13 protein-coding genes are annotated in these 19,237 nt (G+C 32.9%); 4 read left to right on the forward strand and 9 right to left on the reverse strand.

Going from position 1 to position 19,237, the window contains the following annotated elements; genetic code table 11:
- Window positions 1–248 (reverse strand): hypothetical protein (locus ACHZC3_RS12680; RefSeq protein ID WP_394760240.1); only part of this gene is annotated, 248 nt, incomplete at its 3' end.
- Window positions 249–321: 73 nt separating this feature from the next.
- A complete protein-coding gene (locus ACHZC3_RS12685) occupies window positions 322–1,452 on the reverse strand; it encodes a hypothetical protein (RefSeq protein WP_394760241.1) in 1,131 nt (376 codons plus the stop codon).
- Between the two features lie 200 nt (window positions 1,453–1,652).
- On the opposite strand from ACHZC3_RS12685, the gene ACHZC3_RS12690 reads away from it, so the two are divergent.
- Window positions 1,653–4,574: a sensor histidine kinase gene (locus ACHZC3_RS12690; RefSeq protein ID WP_394760242.1), complete on the forward strand. Its 2,922-nt coding sequence runs from the start codon at window positions 1,653–1,655 to the stop codon at window positions 4,572–4,574.
- A 1-nt stretch (window position 4,575) separates the two neighbouring features.
- The gene (locus tag ACHZC3_RS12695; RefSeq protein ID WP_394760243.1) at window positions 4,576–5,325 is read left to right on the forward strand and encodes a LytR/AlgR family response regulator transcription factor; all 750 of its coding nucleotides are present in this window, start codon (window positions 4,576–4,578) and stop codon (window positions 5,323–5,325) included.
- A gap of 57 nt (window positions 5,326–5,382) precedes the next feature.
- Here the strand turns inward: ACHZC3_RS12695 and ACHZC3_RS12700 are convergent, their stop codons facing one another.
- From ACHZC3_RS12700 to porU, 5 genes are all read right to left on the reverse strand, one after another.
- Window positions 5,383–6,996, reverse strand: coding sequence for a 2-oxo acid dehydrogenase subunit E2 (locus tag ACHZC3_RS12700; RefSeq protein WP_394760244.1), 1,614 nt, complete (start codon window positions 6,994–6,996; stop codon window positions 5,383–5,385).
- Between the two features lie 3 nt (window positions 6,997–6,999).
- Window positions 7,000–7,998 carry a pyruvate dehydrogenase (acetyl-transferring) E1 component subunit alpha gene (gene pdhA, locus ACHZC3_RS12705; RefSeq protein ID WP_394760245.1) on the reverse strand — a complete coding sequence of 333 codons (999 nt, stop codon included), beginning with the start codon at window positions 7,996–7,998 and terminating at the stop codon, window positions 7,000–7,002.
- A gap of 139 nt (window positions 7,999–8,137) precedes the next feature.
- Entirely contained in the window at window positions 8,138–8,620 is a 483-nt protein-coding gene (gene cdd / locus ACHZC3_RS12710) for a cytidine deaminase (protein WP_394760246.1), read from the reverse strand.
- Between the two features lie 164 nt (window positions 8,621–8,784).
- Window positions 8,785–9,990: a type IX secretion system outer membrane channel protein PorV gene (porV, locus tag ACHZC3_RS12715; RefSeq protein WP_394760247.1), complete on the reverse strand. Its 1,206-nt coding sequence runs from the start codon at window positions 9,988–9,990 to the stop codon at window positions 8,785–8,787.
- A 43-nt stretch (window positions 9,991–10,033) separates the two neighbouring features.
- Window positions 10,034–13,858: a type IX secretion system sortase PorU gene (porU, locus tag ACHZC3_RS12720; RefSeq protein WP_394760248.1), complete on the reverse strand. Its 3,825-nt coding sequence runs from the start codon at window positions 13,856–13,858 to the stop codon at window positions 10,034–10,036.
- A 200-nt stretch (window positions 13,859–14,058) separates the two neighbouring features.
- Here porU and gldJ point away from each other — a divergent pair, with 200 nt between their 5' ends.
- Both gldJ and murF read left to right on the forward strand, forming a co-directional pair.
- The gene (gene gldJ / locus ACHZC3_RS12725; RefSeq protein ID WP_394760249.1) at window positions 14,059–15,786 is read left to right on the forward strand and encodes a gliding motility lipoprotein GldJ; all 1,728 of its coding nucleotides are present in this window, start codon (window positions 14,059–14,061) and stop codon (window positions 15,784–15,786) included.
- 73 nt (window positions 15,787–15,859) lie between these two features.
- Window positions 15,860–17,143, forward strand: a complete 1,284-nt coding sequence (gene murF / locus ACHZC3_RS12730; protein WP_394760250.1) for a UDP-N-acetylmuramoyl-tripeptide--D-alanyl-D-alanine ligase — start codon at window positions 15,860–15,862, stop codon at window positions 17,141–17,143.
- Window positions 17,144–17,338: 195 nt separating this feature from the next.
- Here the strand turns inward: murF and ACHZC3_RS12735 are convergent, their stop codons facing one another.
- Both ACHZC3_RS12735 and nadD read right to left on the reverse strand, forming a co-directional pair.
- A complete protein-coding gene (locus ACHZC3_RS12735; RefSeq protein ID WP_394760251.1) occupies window positions 17,339–18,505 on the reverse strand; it encodes an iron-containing alcohol dehydrogenase in 1,167 nt (388 codons plus the stop codon).
- Window positions 18,506–18,587: 82 nt separating this feature from the next.
- A complete protein-coding gene (gene nadD / locus ACHZC3_RS12740; RefSeq protein WP_394760252.1) occupies window positions 18,588–19,169 on the reverse strand; it encodes a nicotinate (nicotinamide) nucleotide adenylyltransferase in 582 nt (193 codons plus the stop codon).
- Between the last annotated feature and the right edge of the window lie 68 nt (window positions 19,170–19,237).

Below are 19,237 nucleotides of genomic sequence, written 5' to 3' on the forward strand. Positions count from 1 at the left end.
GCATCGGGCACCCCGAACTTCGAGATCACGCTCGCCACGCGGGACTGGAACGCCTTCTCCAGCTGCGTCAAGGCGCCGAAGGCGCTTGCCCGGGCCTTGAGGCGAGCGCCGCGGAGGAGCAATTCGTTGACCGCCTTCAGCGCGTTGGCGCGAAGGACGCCGAGCTTGCCGGCCGGACGCGTCGCCTTGCGGGTGGTGCGGGTGGTGCGCTTGGTGCGGGCCATCGTCGTTTCCTTTCGTGGTGCCATGGATGGGGGAGCGGTCGCAGCATAGAGCGCAGATTTAGAGGCGTGCGCCTAAACTGCCGGGGCGTGCCGTGTATCATTCGCCGGAATAAAAAAACGATTGCGCGAGGAGGACCGGATGGGCTACTTCGTAACCGGCGGGACGGGGTTCATCGGCCGCTTCCTCATCGACCGGCTGATCGCGCACGACGGTCCAGTTCGGTCCGCCTGCGACTATTTCATTACCCGAATCTGACATACTAACCGAGGTTCCTAAATTCATACTATTTACCCAGCCATTCATTGTAGCACCTAATTGTGTCCAAGCAGAACTAACAAAAGAATACACTTTAACATTACCTTGAAGTAAAGCACCTGAATTAATTGCACCAACAACTATTCTATTTCCATCTGATGAAATAGCGACACTACTCCCTGATTTATCACTTCCGCCATCTACAATTGTTGCGCCTTTTTGAACCCAAGCAGTACCATTCCAGGTATGCACTTCGACATAACCATCAGATGAATTAGCCCAAACACTACCCGCAACTATTTTAGTTCCGTCTGGAGACAATGAAAGCGACTGACCAAATTGATCGTTTGCAGCATTTCCATTAATATCAGCCCCTCTTTGCACCCAACTAGAAGTACCAGTATTATACTCAAAAACACGAACATGACCGCTATTTGAAGTTGTTCCGTTTAAATTATTTAATGGAGCTCCAACTGCAATAACAGTTCCCGTATATGAAATTCCAACAGCTGTTCCAAACTCATCACCTGCGGCTTCTCCATCTATATCTGCACCCATTTGATCCCAAGTTGATGTGGCAGAATTAAAAGTAAAAACTCTAACATGACCAGATGACGTTCCGTTGCCATCATTGAATTTAGCACCAACAACCATTCTTGTACCATTTCCTGATAATTTAACTTCCCCACAATAATCAGATGCTGCTTCAGCACTAATTGTTTGACCTTTCTGATTCCAAACCGAGCCACTTCGTTGAAATGCTCTTGCAAAACCGCCCATAGTAGTTGCTTGGTCATTATATGGTGTACCGATAGCAACAATATCTCCTAGAATTGTTGAAGAAATAGAAACTGATCTGCCCACATCTTCACCAGCAATAACACCGGTAATATTAGACCCAATTTGCGTTTGAGCATTTACAAAATTTGAAAATGCAATAACAAACATTCCATAAAGTAGTTTCTTTTTCATAATGTGTTGATTTTTAAAGTTATTTCTATACAAAACAACAAAATGAATAGGCTGATTTATACTATTTATGATAAGTGGGAAGCTAAAATTTATAAGTGGGAAAAATATACGGATAAGTGGTCGTTATCTTCAGACAATTGTATGTCATATAGAAAAACGACTAAAATTATTATGTTACATTTGCTATAAACCAGTAATTAATGATTGCCAGATTTATTTTAATTTTATCTTTATTTTATACCACTTCGCTTTTCGCACAAGAGCCTTACAAGGTATCTTTGAGCATAAAAGACGGATTGCCTTCGCATACCATATATAGTTCTTTTCAGGATAAAGAGGGATTTATGTGGTTTTCGTCTGACAGAGGAATCTTGAAATACGATGGTTACAAATTTTTAATTTTTGACACCGAAGATGGTTTAGCCGATAATGAAAATTTTAATTTTTTTCAGGATTCAAAAGGGCGATTGTGGTTTTACTCTTATAACGGAAAACTATCTTATTACCTTAATAAGAAATTTTACAACGAGAAAAATAATAAATATTTAAGACAAACGAAAGACTTAGGTCTTATCATTCAAGTGTTTGAAAGTAAAAATGGAGAAGTTCAAATAACATACCGAAACGGAACGGTCTGTGTTTTAAATTTCAAAAATAAAAATAAGCTTATTAGTTTTAAAAACAATCCAATTTATTTCACCTTACAAAACGGTAATTATTTTACGCAAAAAGGCATTTATAACAGCTTAGGAAATCGTATAACAGCTTTTGACAACGACAAAAATATTTCTAACTTTTATATTAGAAATATAAAACATCATACTAAAAATTATTTTGCATTTAGCAACAAAGTATATGCAATTGAGAATAATCAAATTACAAAATTATTTGAGCTTGATATAAAAAGTAATGAAATTATTAGTCTTTTTATAGATTCTACATCTGTGCTTTGGATTGGGACACGAAATGGCGTTTTTCTAAAAAACATTTTAAATCATAACTCTAAACCCAGCACTTATTTTAAAGAAAATTCTATTTCGAGTGTCAATGAAGACTTTGAGAAAAACATTTGGATAACTACGTTAGATAACGGAATTTTCTTTTTGCCAAATAAAAATACGTTTGTTCTAAATGACAAAAACAACCTTAAACTAAACATAAATTGTTTAACTAAAGATCCGAATAATTCAATTTGGGCGGGTTCTAACAATGATGAGTATTATAAAGTAGATAAAAATGTACTCACAACTTTTAAAGCGATTTCAAAATTACAGCCTAAAAACTCGATTTCCCAAATATATCCTTATAAAAATAAAATTTTTGTGATTGGAAATCATGCCATTCAAATTAAAGAAAACAATAAAAATAAAACTATTCAATTTTTGGGAGGAAGAAGTTTTCTAGAAGATAACAAAGGTAATTATTGGTTTGGCGCTTCCTACTTGTTTAAATTGAACCAAAATTCGTTTGAAAATCTCAATAATTTTGGATTATTATCTACCAATCCTTTAGTGAAATTACCGAATAAAACCACGAAACTAATACAATATAAAAATCAAATTTGGGCAGGAACTAACAAAGGTGTTTTTTGTATTGAAAATGATAAAATAAATAATCTAACCGCTAAATTTCCCGAAACGAAAACTGAAATTTCATCTTTATATTTTCAAGAAAGCACACGAAATCTTATTGCAGGAACAACTTCTAAAGGAATTTTTGTTTTCCAGAACAATAAATTAATAAAAAATATAACAAAAAAAGCAGGACTTACTAGTAATATTATTTATGCTATAAAAAAGGGCTTTACCAATAATTCTATTTTAGTATGTCATAATTTCGGATTAGATTTAATTAGTTGGACTAAAAATGAAGTCACTATAAAAAACCTGAATTCAAATTTTGGGCTTGAAAGAACAAAAGTTAACGATGTAGAAATCGTCAACGATAGTTTATATATAGCTTCCGACAACGGTTTGTTAATCGTAAATTATAAAAACATTGTCCCCAATTTTATAAAACCAAAAGTGATTCTCGAGGATTTTATTGTAAAAAATAAAAATTATTCAACAAAAAACAACCTCGTTTTCAAACACAATGAAAATGATTTCATCATTTCGTTTATTGGTTTGTCGTATAATTCCCAAAAAAACATCTCCTATCTGTATAAGCTTAAAGGGCATGATGAAAAATGGACAAAATCTAAATCGCAAGAAATAAATTACAAAGCATTGTCTCCTGGAAAGTATGAGTTTATTGTTCAATCTGTAAACTCAAATTCTATTTATAGCGATCCTAAAACGATTCCATTTAGTATTTCTAAACCTTTTTGGAAAACGTATCCATTTATTATTTTTATCCTTGGCAGTTTGTTTTTCGCAACCTATATTCTATTGAAAAAAAGAGAAAAATCAATTCGAGAAAAATTTGATTTAGAAAGAAAGCAAATCCAAACAGAACGAGACAAAGCCAATCTCGAAAAACAAATGATAGAATTGGAACAAAAAGCGCTACGAATGCAAATGAATCCTCATTTTATTTTCAATGCATTAAATACCATCAAAGGGTATTATTCGGAAGGAAATTACGATAAAGCAGGAAGTTATATTTCGAAATTCTCTGTGCTTTTAAGAATGCTTTTAGAGAAAACAGAAAAATCTATTCCGCTTTCAACAGAAATAAAAATGCTGAAATTATATATTGAATTGACTCAAATTCGATATAAAAATATTTTTAGTTATGAGATTTCTATTGATCCAGCGATCAATCCAGATGATGTTGCTATTCCAACTTTGTTATTACAACCCATTGTAGAAAATGCAATTATTCATGGTTTAGCTCCAAAAAATGATTCTGGAATACTATCGATTCGATTCGAAAAACAAAAAAATGCGCTATTATGTATCGTAAAAGATGACGGAATTGGCATGGCCGCTTCATTAGAAAAACAAAAATTCAAACAACATAATTCTAAAACTTTTTCTATTACTAAAGAAAGATTAGAAATTTTAGAAAATGAGTTTGAAGTCAAAATCTTTTTAAAAATTATCGATTTGCATAATGAAAAAGGAGAAGCAAATGGAACAGAAGTAATTATTCAAATCCCATATAAAACCATTTGGTAAGATGAAAACAATTATTATTGAAGATGAAGAACAGGCAATTTCGGCATTATTATCCGACCTTAGCCGGTATTGTCCAGACATAGAAGTCATAGGAACTGCAGGAAGTGTTGCAAAAAGTATTGCATTAATTCAGGAAAAAAATCCAGAATTAGTCTTTTTAGATATTCAACTAACTGATGGATTGGGCTTTGAAATTCTAGAAGCCTTAAAAAACAATCAAAATTTCAAAGTAATTTTCACAACTGCTTATAGTCAATATGCAATTAATGCTATAAAATTCAGTGCTTTAGATTATTTACTAAAACCCATTGACGCTGAGGAGTTAATGCAAGCGGTTAATAAAGCAAAAAGATCAAATAAAAATGACATTCAACTTCAGTTAGAAAATTTCATCAAGAATCAGACCACGCAAACTCAGCATAAACAAATTGCTTTACAAACAACAGAAGGTATTTTTATTCATGATATTCAGAGTATTTTAAAATGCACTTCCGATGGAAATTATACCAATATTCACTTTATTGATGGTAAAAAATCACTGATTTCAAAACCATTAAAAGAGTTTGAAGATTTACTTTGCACAATTGGATTCGAAAGAATTCATCATTCACATATTATAAATCTGAATCATTTAAAAAGTTATATTTTTAAAGATGGTGGTTATGTTATTTTGAGTGACAAAAGCACTTTGCCTGTTTCTAAAAGAAAAAAATCCCGTTTATTGGAAATATTATCTAATATAAATCAATAAAAAAATCCCATCAAGTATAAACAAGACGGGATTAGTATTTATGAATTTTATTGAAATTTATGCCAACATCGTCACCGGATTTTCAATAAATTGTTTCAATGTTTGTAAAAATTGAGCTCCAGTTGCGCCATCAATTGTTCTGTGATCGCAAGCTAAAGAAAGCATCATGGTATTTCCTACTACAATTTGTCCGTTTTTAACTACTGGTTTTTCTACAATTGCACCAACTGAAAGTATAGCAGAATTGGGTTGGTTTATGATCGAATTGAATTCTGTAATACCAAACATCCCAAGGTTAGAAATAGTAAAAGTACTTCCTTCCATTTCTGTAGGTAATAGTTTTTTAGATTTAGCTCTTCCTGCTAAATCACGAACACCAGTACCAATTTGAGACAAACTCATTTGGTCTGTAAAGTTTAAAACAGGTACAACTAATCCGTCTTCAACAGCAACAGCCACACCAATATTCACGTGATGGTTAATAAGAATTGAATCTTCTCTCCATTGTGAATTTATTTTTGGATGTTTTTTCAAAGCCATTGCAGATGCCTTGATAACCATATCATTAAAAGATACTTTTGTATCTGGAACGCTATTAATAATTGCTCTCGATTTCATAGCTTCGTCCATGGTCACTTCAATTACTAAATTGTAATGTGGTGCTGTAAATAAAGATTCTGCTAATCGTTTTGCAATTATTTTTCGCATTTGCGAATTTTTAATTTCTTCTGTAAACTTTTCTCCGGCTGGAACAAATGGTTTCACCGCAGCTACAGCATTTGTTGTTTCCGCAACCACTTGAACTGGGGCACTTGCTGTTGATGGATTAAAGTTTTCTATATCAGATTTTGTAATTCTTCCGTTTTCACCAGAACCTTTTACTTGAGATAAACTAATTCCTTTATCCGAAGCTATTTTTTTAGCTAATGGCGAAGCGAAAATTCTTTCGTTTGAATTAGAGACTGGAAGTTGTGTATTAGAAGTCTGTGTTGCAACTTCAACTACTTTTTCAGCAACTGGAGCAGGACTATTTCCACCTTTTTTATAATTTTCAGCAATTCCAGTAATATCAGTTCCATCTGGTCCAATAATAGCTAAAACGCTATCTACAGGTGCAGATTCTCCTTCTTGAATCCCTATAAATAATAAAGTTCCAGCATTGAAAGATTCAAATTCCATGGTTGCTTTATCCGTTTCAATTTCGGCAAGAATATCGCCTTCGGCAACTTTATCACCTACTTTTTTCAACCAAGTCGCAACAGTTCCATCGGTCATTGTATCACTTAAACGAGGCATTGTAACTACTACAGTACCTTTTGGCAAAGTGGTTTCAGGTTTTGAGTCTTGGGTTTTGGGAGCTTCAGAAATTTCAGCTTTAGCTTCTTCTTTTGTAGCAACTGGATTTCCATTCAATAAAGCAGAAATATCTTCTCCTTCTTTTCCAATAATAGCTAAAAGCGAATCTACTGGTGCCGATTCCCCTTCTGGTATTCCAATATATAAAAGCGTTCCAGAATTGAAAGATTCAAATTCCATTGTTGCTTTATCTGTTTCAATTTCAGCAAGAATATCTCCTTCTGAAATTTTATCTCCTACTTTTTTTAACCAAGTTGCTACTGTTCCTTCCGTCATAGTATCGCTCAAACGAGGCATTGTGATTACTGTTGCCATAATTTATAATCTATGAGGAATAAATGGATAATTTTCTTGGTCGTAAACTACATCATACAATTGTTGTACTTCCGGGAAAGGAGATTCTTCGGCAAATGTTACACATTCTTCTACTAAATCTTTTACTCTTTCGTCAATCGCTTCAATTTCTTCTTCTGTAGCATATTTTTTCTCCATAATTACATCAAGAACTTGAGTAATCGGATCTATTTTTTTGTATTCTTCTACTTCTTCTTTAGAACGATATAGTTGCGCATCAGACATCGAGTGACCTCTAAAACGGTATGTTTTCATTTCTAAGAAAGTCGGTCCGTCTCCACGACGTGCTCTGTCAATTGCTTCGTGCATCGCTTCGGCAACTTTCACAGGATTCATTCCGTCAACTGGTCCGCAAGGCATTTCATAACCCAAACCTAGTTTCCAAATATCAGTATGATTGGCAGTTCTTTCGACAGAAGTTCCCATGGCATAACCGTTATTTTCAACAATAAAAACCACTGGTAATTTCCATAACATTGCCATATTAAAGGCTTCATGAAGTGATCCTTGACGTGCTGCACCATCACCAAAATAGGTCAAAGTTACACCGTCACGACCGAAATATTTATCTGCAAAAGCCATTCCAGCACCAACAGGAATTTGAGCTCCTACAATTCCATGACCTCCAAAAAAACCTTTTTCTTTAGAAAAAATATGCATCGATCCGCCCATTCCTTTAGATGTTCCTGTTACTTTTCCAAGCAACTCAGCCATTACCGCTTTTGGGTCTACTCCCATTCCTATTGGCTGAACGTGGTTACGATATGCCGTAATCATTTTGTCTTTACCTAATTCCATTGCGTGCAAAGCACCTGCAAGAACTGCTTCCTGACCATTATATAAGTGAAGAAATCCTCTTACTTTTTGTTGTATATAAAGTGCCGCTAGTTTGTCTTCAAACTTTCTCCAAAGTAGCATATCTTCGTACCACTTTAAGTAAACTTCTTTTGTAATTTCTTTCATCTAAATTTTCTTTTTCTAGTATTTTACGCTTGCAAATTATCTTATAAACATTAAATATCGACCTCTTACAAATTTGCGAAAAGCAAAAATAAGACTTTCCGATTAAGATGTGAAATATAAACAGTACTTTTTAATAATTTTATAAGAAGTTCTTATCAAATGTAAGTGGAAGTAAATTTTGAATCGAATTTGACTTATATACTTCACCGGTCTCTCCCATAAAATAAATTTCTATTGAGCTATCTTGTCTAAATTCATATTCAAAAATAGATTGACGACAAGCACCACATGGCGGAATAGGTTTTGATGTTACTGATGTTGTAGAACCAGCTGTAATTGCCATTTTTACTATTTTTGCATGAGGATAAATTGCACCTGCATGAAAAATAGCTACTCTTTCTGCGCAAAGCCCTGACGGATACGCAGCGTTTTCTTGGTTTGACCCTACTGAAATTTCGCCATTATCTAACAAAATCGCAGCTCCTACATGAAATTTAGAATAGGGTGCATAGGCATTTTTACGAACTGCTATTGCCTTTTGCATTAGTTCATTTACATCGCTAGGTAATTCTTGCATCGATTCAAAAACTGACAAGTGAGTATTTATATTAATCTCTTTCATATGTAGATAATATTTATTTTTTATTGAAATATGGTAAATTTACAAGGGAATCTTAATTTGTTTTCCTGATTTAGGCATCATAAATATTTCATACTTCTTAAGGGAAAAAAAATCCAAATCTCATGAATTGAAATTTGGATTAACTTATTTATTACTTATTTATATTAATTTTGATCATAATCGTCTCCGAAATTGAATGTCAGAGAAAAACGCAATGTATTTTCTAATGGATTTGGCACTTTTGATGCTGAAAACAAATAAGACACATCTAAAGTTACTACATTATATTTGAAACCTGCTCCTAAAGTAAAATATTTTCTTTTCCCTTTTTGCTCACTTTCGTGAAAATATCCTAAACGGAATGCAAATGAATCTTGGTACCAATATTCTCCACCAACCGCATACGTAAATTCTTTTAGTTCTTCGCTAAATCCGTCTGGCGCATCTCCAAATGATTTGAAAATCCCTGAAGTCCAACCAATAGCTTGATAGTTTGCATTTGTTATTGCTCTTTGCTCAGCTTCAGTCACATCATCTATATCCGTGAAATCTCCATCTCCATTAGCATCCACTGGCGCATCTGGAACTTGAGGTGTAGGAACTAATAGTTTTGTAAATTCTACATTTGCCGAAACTTTGTTGTAATCATCTAAAATAAAATCGAAACCACCACCAATTCTTAAATTAGAAGGTAAGAAATTTGAATTAGCATCGCCAATGGCTCTGTCATAGTTTATTTTTGGCCCCAAATTTTGAAAATTAAATCCACCTCTCCAACGACCATTAAAATCTGTATACGCAATTTCTTCCGATTGGTAATAACCAGCTACATCGACCGCAAAACTACTAGCATTAGTAGCATCATTATTTTGACTAGGAATTTTCAAATTAGATCGTATATATCTTCCTGCAATTCCCATAGAAAATTTTTCGCTCAACTTTAATGAGTAAGACAAATCCAGAGCTAACTCATTAGGTTTCACTATTTGTGTCTGATTTCCATCTTGATCCGTAAGTTGTATCTCTCCTAAACTAAAATAACGCAAACTCGTTCCCACTGCACTTCTTTCATTTATTCTATTAAAATAATTAAGTTGTCCTAACGAAATGTCATTAACAAGCGCAGTTAAATAAGGTGTATAACTTACAGAGAAACCTTGCTTTTTTATAGAAAAAGCATATTTAGCAGGATTGTATTGTTGTGAGAAAGCATCTGGCGATGTTGCCACACCGTTATCTCCCATAGCAGCAGCACGAGCATCTGAAGCGATTAATAAAAAAGGAACTCCAGTTGTTATTGCCCGCTCTGTTTGAGCATTGGCATTTAAACTTAAAAACAATCCAGTTACTATAAGAACAATTCTCTTCATTTTATTTTTTTGATATAATAATTAACAAATATATATTCTTTTATCAAAGAATTACTAATTTCTCTATTTTTTCGGTCTTTTTATTAGTCAAATTAGATTTTACGGTTAGTTTATACACATAAACTCCCTTTCCTATTTTGTCTCCAAAATCGTCACGACCATCCCAAGTAATATCTCTCGAGGTAAAACCTTCGTTACTTACTATTTGGTTTTTTGACCAAACAACTTTCCCTGTTATGGTGAAAACTTGCACCTGTACTTCGAGTTGTTCGAATGGTTTGTTGTGGGTAAACCAAAACTCGGTATGATTTACAAATGGGTTTGGGTAATTGAGCACATTTGTCAATGTTAAGGTTTCGTCACCTACTACTATAAACTGTAAATCGGCTGTTACAATATTGTTATAAACGTCCCAAGCTTTGAATGTTAAAGTATGTAAGCCAATTGCTAAATTTTTGAAAGGATATTTTAATTTTCCTTTGGTATAATCATTTAGTTCGGTTTCATAAAAATCATTCAAAATATATGGTTTTGTTTCATCTCCATCTAAATAAGCAACAATATCGTGACCGATTCCACTAGCCGTATTTATACCATGTTCGTCTTCAAGAAAAGCCAAAAACAATGGGGATTCGTTAGTAATCCCGCCAGAAACAAAGGTTTCATCATTCATGTAAATTCTAATTCGAGGCGGTATAACATCAGCAACTGCCGCTGTATCAATCCCGCCTATTTGAATAGAAAAATCGTGACCTGTTTGATCTTCGAGAGGACTATTGTTTTTTGCATAAAAACTAACTTTTCCATTTCCAACTGGAATTCTTATATCTCTTGGCACTACAAACCCAAACTCGAATTGTCCGTTTGTTATGGATGCATTTCCTCTAAAAATAGTTTCGCCCAGAGCAGTAAAGTTCATTATACCAACGCCACTTCCAACAATAGTATTATCGTTTCCTAATGTTGTTCTGTTTATATCTTTATCATAAACATTAACTGCTAATTCTCCATTATAATTTGGCAAAGGATTATCAAATTCATCAACAATTTCTCCAGTAAGTGTCGCAAAACTTAACGCTTGTAATACTGGTGGAAAAGAAGCAACGGGAACTCCATTTATTTTTGTCAATCTAACTTTTGGTTTTGGAATGGCTAGTTTTAATGCTGGATCACCAATATAAAATACCACATTATTTCCTGAATTACCCGACATTACTTTAGTCAGCCTAACGGATTCTGCAATGGTAGGATAATTATTAGAACCGTAAGCAAATAGTTTTGAAGCTAAATTTATATTAAAAGTTTCCCCCGTAGATTGTCCTATTTGTCGGGTTGTAGTAACCATCGAGATAGCTCCACCAGAAGGATTCCAATACGTTTGCTCACCAGCTGTGGGTCTAGAAGGATTGTCAAAACGAGTGAACTCGCAAGTTACAGTTATAAATAAGGGATATTTGTATCTATTCGCTAAGTTAATAGCATCTAATCTCTCAAAAAGTCTTTCTCCAGCCAATCCATCTTCTCCTCCGTGTCCAAGATAATCAAAAACTAAAGCTCCTTGCCCAAAAGAGTTTACGAAATCTTCTTTTGCTTTAGGGTATTTTTGTCCTCCAGACGTAGTTTCTTGCACATACGAATCGATAAATATTTTTTTGGAATTAAAAAAAGGTTTTTGTGTCGTTATATTATTAGACATTGTATCTAAATTAACTTGTAATGAATAATCAGTATTTCTATCAACATCATCGGCCAGAAAAACAAGATTATTTCTCCATCTTCCGTAAGACTTCTCGTCATGATATTCTATAACTTTAGTCACCATTTGCTCTGCTTGTTCTAAACTAGAAACTAGCATTCTACCTACAGCCACATCGAGACCTAAAGCACTTGTCATACTTCCTTCGTTTGGATCCATTAAACCAAAATAATCATCTGAAATAAATGATCCTGAAAGAGAAAAGCTCTCTACTGATTGAAATATTGGAACAATATTCGTATTGTTAGAAATTCTATTTTTAAAATCGTAGGAAGCATCACCAAAAAGACACAAATATTTTAATTTTTTACTTGGTACCGAAGCATTATCGTATACATATTTTACCAAATTTCTAATACCGCCTATATCTTGTTTTCCAGACGAAAACTCTTCATAAATTCCTTCTAGATTAACCACTTTTACATTAAGATTAGACTGAGTTCTATGAAAATTTGCTAATCTTTCTGCCTGGCTTCTTAGAAAATAGGGGGTTACTATTATATAATCTATATCTTGAAAAACTCCTAGATTGTTCAAGAAAATTGTTCCTTTTATATCTTGATTTGAAACTGATGTGCTAGCATCTTTTAAAGGCGAATAAATATCTCCATTAGCCACAGCTATGTACTTGTTAGGACTTCCCATAAAGGTTTTGAAAACAATTTGAGGTTGTCCTGCATTTGCTTTTGAAGTAACATTGTATATATCGGTAATGTCCCAAACTTGACCTATTGCTGAAGCATTGCTAATTTGATATTCGCATGTCCCAATTGATGATGCTACGGCTTCGACAGAAAATCTAAATTGTTTACCAAAACCGGTAAGGTTTGATTTCGCTTTTAAAGCTATATAATCTAAATACCCAATAGCGCTTGGCACGCCACTATTATTATAAGTTAACGAAACAGAAATGTTTGAACTTGAAGACGTCAGTGATGTTAGAAGGTTTCCTGATGTGGCTAAACTGCTTGAGTTGTTAGCTGGTAAAAATATATTACCTACACTTATATTATTCGCTTTTACAGCAAAAGAAGTAGGCGAAACACCAATTGCAGCTGTTTTAACTGTTACTAAAACTGGACTTGTTGTAACTAAATTTGGAAAACTGAATGAAAAAATCTGCTCATTTACTACATTAAATTGTTCTCCAAACCATTTTCTTCCTAAATGAACAAGATTTACTCTATCGACCTCATAGTATTTATAATCATCAAAAGTAGTAAATGTTGTTACTGGCGGCTGTGTAGATTCAACCATAGGCGTAATTCTCTTTCCAATTGACGCAGAAGAAGTTACGTAATAATAGGCTTTGTCTGCATACAAATTAGTATGTGTATCACTATCTGAATTGTAGTTATCTAAACCATCAGCATAAAATAAAATATAATCACTATCGTTAAAAATACCATCATTTTCACCAATAAATTGAATAGCATTTTCAGCTAAATCATTTGGATATGGAACTGAATTTGTCAATGGCACCATTCTTCCGCCATTACCATATATTTTTATTGTACGAGGATCTACATTAACATTAAATCCTATTTCTGTTAAAAATGATTTGGAAACAGCATAAACTCCAGATCTTTCTACATAAAATCTACGCCACTCTCCTGTTTTAAGAATAGAATTACTTATTGCATTTATACTTCGCTGACTAAATTCTCTATTCGTACCAGCAGAATAGCTTATTGACAATGACTTAACTCTTTTATAAACATTACCTTCTTTAATAATAGGGTAAAACGTTAATAATCCGTAATTTACATCTCTCGCATTAGCATTTAGTATTGTAGCATTTAGTGTATTAGGAATTAGCAATTTATCTAAATCTCCAAGTTTTTCTTCTGCAAAGGTTTCAAAAACAACATTAGATAGTTTTAAACTTTTTTCATCTATTGTAAAAGGAACTTCGATTTTTTTAGAAAAAGTAATGCTTTTTTTAACTGGGTCATATGTATAGGAATCAGATTTAAAATGAGGAACGTTTACATTGTAGTTCTCGGCAACACTGTATTCCCCATCAATCCAATCAATAGTAAATATACTATTATCTTGCGAAAATGACGATTGAAAAATAAACAGTATAATTATAGTAGCAATTTTTTTCATATTCAAAGATAACGTTATAAAACCATATTTATTTTAGGCAGTAAAAATAAATTATTTTAAACAATATAAAAAAAGATAATTCGTTAAAGTATAAGTGACAAAAAATAAATTTTAACCTTTTTTTAAATATTTATAAAAAACGTGTTGCGGTTTAATAGTTAATTGTTATATTGCGCCACAAAATAATTACCTACGAAAGTATGAAAGTAAACAAAATTGTGACTGTAAGAGTGCTATTTTCATTAATAGTGTTATTAGGATTTACTAGTTGTAGTAAAAAGTCTAGTTCGAAAAACACTTCATCTGCTACTGGATGGAAGATTAACGACCCTAGTGGTGGTTTCCAATACAACAACAACTTTACAAAACAAGAGACAGCTCCTGGATTAGTATTAGTTGAAGGTGGAACATTTACAATGGGAAAAGTTCAAGATGATGTAATGCATGATTGGAATAATACTCCAAATCAGCAACACGTTCAATCGTTCTATATGGACGAAACTGAGGTTACAAACCTTATGTATATGGAATATTTAGATTGGACGAAAAGAGTTTTTCCTCCAACTGAAGAAAATTACAAAAATATTTATACTGGTGCACTTCCTGATACATTAGTATGGAGAAATAGATTAGGTTATAACGAAACTATGACCAATAACTATTTAAGACACCCAGCTTACTCGCAATACCCAGTTGTAGGTGTAAACTGGATTCAAGCCAGCGAATACGCAAAATGGAGAACAAATCGTGTAAACGAGGCTGTTCTTGAAAGAGAAGGCTATATGAAAAAAGGAGCAAAAGTAGTTGACGTTGACGCCAACAATACTTTTGATTCTGAAGCATACTTAGCTACTCCTTCAACTTCTTTTGGTGGAAACGAAGAGATCATTTTGAAGAAAACCCGTCGTAAAGGCGGAAAAAGCGCTAAAAAAGCTGCAAAAGCATCTTCTGACACAACATCAACTGGTGGCGGTGATGAGGCTAAAAACGTTTACGCACAAAAAACATCAGGGATTTTATTACCTGAGTACAGATTACCAACTGAAGCAGAATGGGAATATGCATCTGCTGCAGACGTAGGAAACAGAGAATACAACCTTTACAGAGGTCAGAAAAAATATCCTTGGAAAGGATCATACACACGTTCTGGAAACAGACAAACAAGAGGTGATCAATTGGCTAATTTCAAACAAGGAAAAGGAGATTACGGTGGAATCGCAGGTTGGTCTGATGATGGTGCTGACATTACTGCTCCTGTTAAATCATACAAACCAAATGATTTTGGATTATATGATATGGCTGGTAACGTTGCTGAATGGGTTCAAGATGTTTACAGACCTATAGTTGATGATGAAGCAAATGATTTCAATTATGTTCGTGGAAATGTTTACACAAAAAACAAAATTGGAGACGATGGTAAAATAGAACTAGTTACTACAGAAACAATGAAGTATGATACTTTAAGTAATGGTAAAATTCTTTTAAGAAACAAACCAGGAGAAATTGCTCAGGTGCCTGTTGACGAGAAAGAGACTTATTTAAGACAAAACTTCGACAAAAGTAATGAGATAAACTATAGAGATGGTGATAAACAGTCAACTCGTTTCTTTGACTTTGGTGGATCTGAAGAAGCAGATGTAAAGAAAAGTGATAAAAACAGAATGTACGATTCTCCGATTCACAAAATATTATCTGACAGCACTGGAGCTATGGATAAAAAGTTTGATAAATCTGCAAAAAGAACAACACTTATTGGCGATGACGTTAGAGTATACAAAGGTGGTTCTTGGAGAGATAGAGCTTATTGGTTAGATCCAGCACAAAGAAGATATTGCCAAGAAGATATTGCTTCTGACTACATTGGATTTAGATGCGCAATGTCTAGAGTAGGTCCAAAATCTGACATGAAAAAAAGAGCAAGAAATTAATTAATTTCTTGCACAATTATTTTAAAAGCTCTCGCAAATGCGAGAGCTTTTATTTTTTTATTACTTTCGCATTATGAAAATTGAAGAACTTTACCAATGCTTTTTACAGTGCACCACTGTAAGCACAGACACTCGAAAAATAGAAGCTAACTCGTTATTTGTTGCACTTAAAGGTGACAACTTCGATGCCAATACATTTGCTCAAGAAGCACTAGAAAAAGGAGCGTCATTTGTAATAATAGATAATAAACAATATTATACAAACAAAGACAAAATGATTCTCGTTTCAGATAGCTTGAAAACCTTGCAAGAGTTAGCAAAATATCATCGTCAGCAATTAGGACTTCCTATTATCTCATTAACAGGAAGTAATGGTAAAACCACAACCAAAGAACTGATTAATGTAGTGCTTGCTAAAAAATACAATACAAAAGCAACCATAGGAAACTTAAACAATCACATTGGAGTACCCCTAACTTTATTATCATTTAATGAAGACACTGATATTGGCATTGTTGAAATGGGAGCAAATCATCAAAAAGAAATTGAATTATTATGCTCAATAGCAGAACCTGATTATGGCTATATAACAAATTTTGGCAAAGCTCATTTAGAAGGTTTTGGAGGGATTGAAGGAGTTATTATTGGAAAAAGTGAGTTATATAACTATTTAGAAGAAAATAAAAAAATGGTTTTTGTGAATCTCGATGATGAAATTCAGAAAAATAAGACGAATCAAATTACACGTTATACTTTTTCACAGAAAGAAAAAAGTGATGTCAAAATTGATTCTGTTTCTGCAAATCCGATGGTGAAAATAGGAGTTAATGATTTGGAAATTCAATCCCATCTAATTGGATTATACAATGCAAACAACATTAATGCCGCTATTACTATTGGAAAATTCTTTAATATTTCTGATATAGAAATTAAAAATGCTATAGAAAATTACATCCCAACTAACAATCGCTCACAATTAATAGAAAAAAACAGCAATACTATTATTTTAGACGCCTATAATGCAAATCCTAGCAGTATGAGCGCAGCAATATTAAATTTGATACAACTAGAAGGAAAGCAGAAAATTGCTGTTTTAGGCGATATGTTTGAACTTGGAAATGAAAGCTTAATAGAGCATAAGAAAATAATCGAGTTATTACAAAACGAAACTCAAATAGAAACATATTTTGTAGGTCATGATTTTTTTGCAAATAAACTAGACGCTACTAATTTACATTTTTTTGAAACTTATGATGAATTTGCTAAAGTTTTTAAAGAAAAAAAAATAACTTCAAAAACAATTTTAATAAAAGGATCCCGAGGTATGGCATTAGAAAGAACATTGGAGATTTTATAAAATATTACCGATAACTAAAAATTTAACAATAGATTATGATTTCTAACACAATTAATTTATACTCAACACGTTATTATTTAAAATAAAGTGAGTTAGTTAAGTTAAAATTAAGTTTTGTTTTTGGTGTTTAGAAGAAAGGCGTTCAGGAAAATATTTCTTGAACGCCTTTTGATTTTTCAATAATTCAAAAATTATTTAGTAACTCAACTCTACAATTTCTCTGACTTTTTGAGTAGTAATATTTTGTTTTTCACCAAGTGCTTTCCAACCTCTTTCTTCAAAACGATTAACAATAAAATCGGCTGATTTTTCGTAATCTGGAGTATATTCAGATAATTTTGTCTTCATACCCATTTTATGGAAAAAGTTTACTGTTTCATGAATTGCATTTAGAGCTTTTTCTTCGACAGAGTTTCCTTCAACCTGAAAAATACGTTCACCATATTGTGCTAATTTATCCTTCTTAGTTTCAAACATAATCTTATAAAGATTTGGTGCAATAACCGCTAATGTTCTAGCATGATCTATCTCATACAAAGCCGTAAGCTCGTGACCTATCATATGAGTTGCCCAATCTGACGGAACACCTTTTTGAATCAAACCATTCAATGCCATAGTTGCACACCACATAAAATTTGATGCCAATTTATAATCCGTTGGAGATTCAACAACATCTGGGCCAATTTCTACTAAAGTTTGCAGAATGCTTTCGGCAATTCTATCTTGCAAAATCGCATCATGTGGATAGGTTAAATATTGTTCCATAACATGAGTAAAAGCATCTATAATCCCATTTTGTATTTGCCTTTTCGGCAAAGATGCGATAACGGTTGGATCACAAATAGAAAATTGAGGAAATAATGCACTTCCTCCAAGAACAAGTTTTTCATGTGTTGCCTCAATGGTAACTACTGCACCTGAATTCATTTCGCTTCCAGTAGCAGGTAAAGTCAGAACAGTACCGAAAGGTATAACTTTTGAAATCTCTTTAAATAAAATCCTTTTTTTAAGAATATCAATTGGATTTCCGTCATAATGAGTTGCTGCAGAAATAAATTTCACACCATCAATAACGCTTCCACCTCCTACAGCTAAAATAAAAGTAATTTTATTTTCTCGAATAATATCTACTGCTTTCATTAAAGTTTCAAAACGCGGATTTGGCTCTATCCCTCCAAATTCAATAATTTCAAAATCTTTTAAAGCAGATTTTACTTGATCATAAATTCCATTTTTAAAAATACTTCCACCACCATAAGCTAATAACACTTTCCTTTTTTGGGGAATGAGTACAGATATTTTTTCTATTTGATCTTTACCAAAAACATAATTGGTAGGATTGTATAATTCGAAGTTTAGCATAACTTTTTAGTTTAAATTTTTAAAAGTTTAAAGTTATGAAAGTTTAGTTATAAGTAAATTAAAACTATGTTAATTGAACAAATTACTTTCTATAAAAATTATTATGATCAATATATTCCCAAACTTTACATGGCAAAAGTGGTTGAATGTTTTTTTTGCTTTTAATATTTTCACGAATAAAAGTAGATGATATTTCAACAATTGGAGCGTCAATAATGTGAATTTTTGAATGATTCTTGAGTTCTAAATTTTCTATTTCAGGAGAAACTCTTGGATAAATATAAATATCATGATTTTGCAAAATGACTTCATAATTCTTCCATTTATGGAGTGATTTTAAATTATCTTCTCCCATAATTAATGAAAAATCATGTTGTCGAAATTTATCTTGTAAATAAGCAAGAGTATTTACGGTATAATTAGGTTGAGGCAATTTAAACTCTACGTCTGATGGTTTTATTTTTGGATATTCTTCTGTAGCCAAATTTACTAAATACAAACGCTGATAATCATCTAGCAAAGTATCTTTCTTTTTTAATGGATTATGAGGTGTAACAACCATCCAGATCTGATCTAAATCTGAATATTCAACCATATGATTAGCGATAATTAAATGCCCAATATGTATGGGATTAAATGTTCCGAAATACAATCCTATCTTCATGTGTTGAATGCTTATTTTTAATTTTTTTTTAATCTTATCAAAGGTATAACTAAATATCCTATCAAACC

This window comes from Flavobacterium sp., assembly GCF_043720215.1.
Classification (GTDB): Bacteria; Bacteroidota; Bacteroidia; order Flavobacteriales; family Flavobacteriaceae; genus Flavobacterium.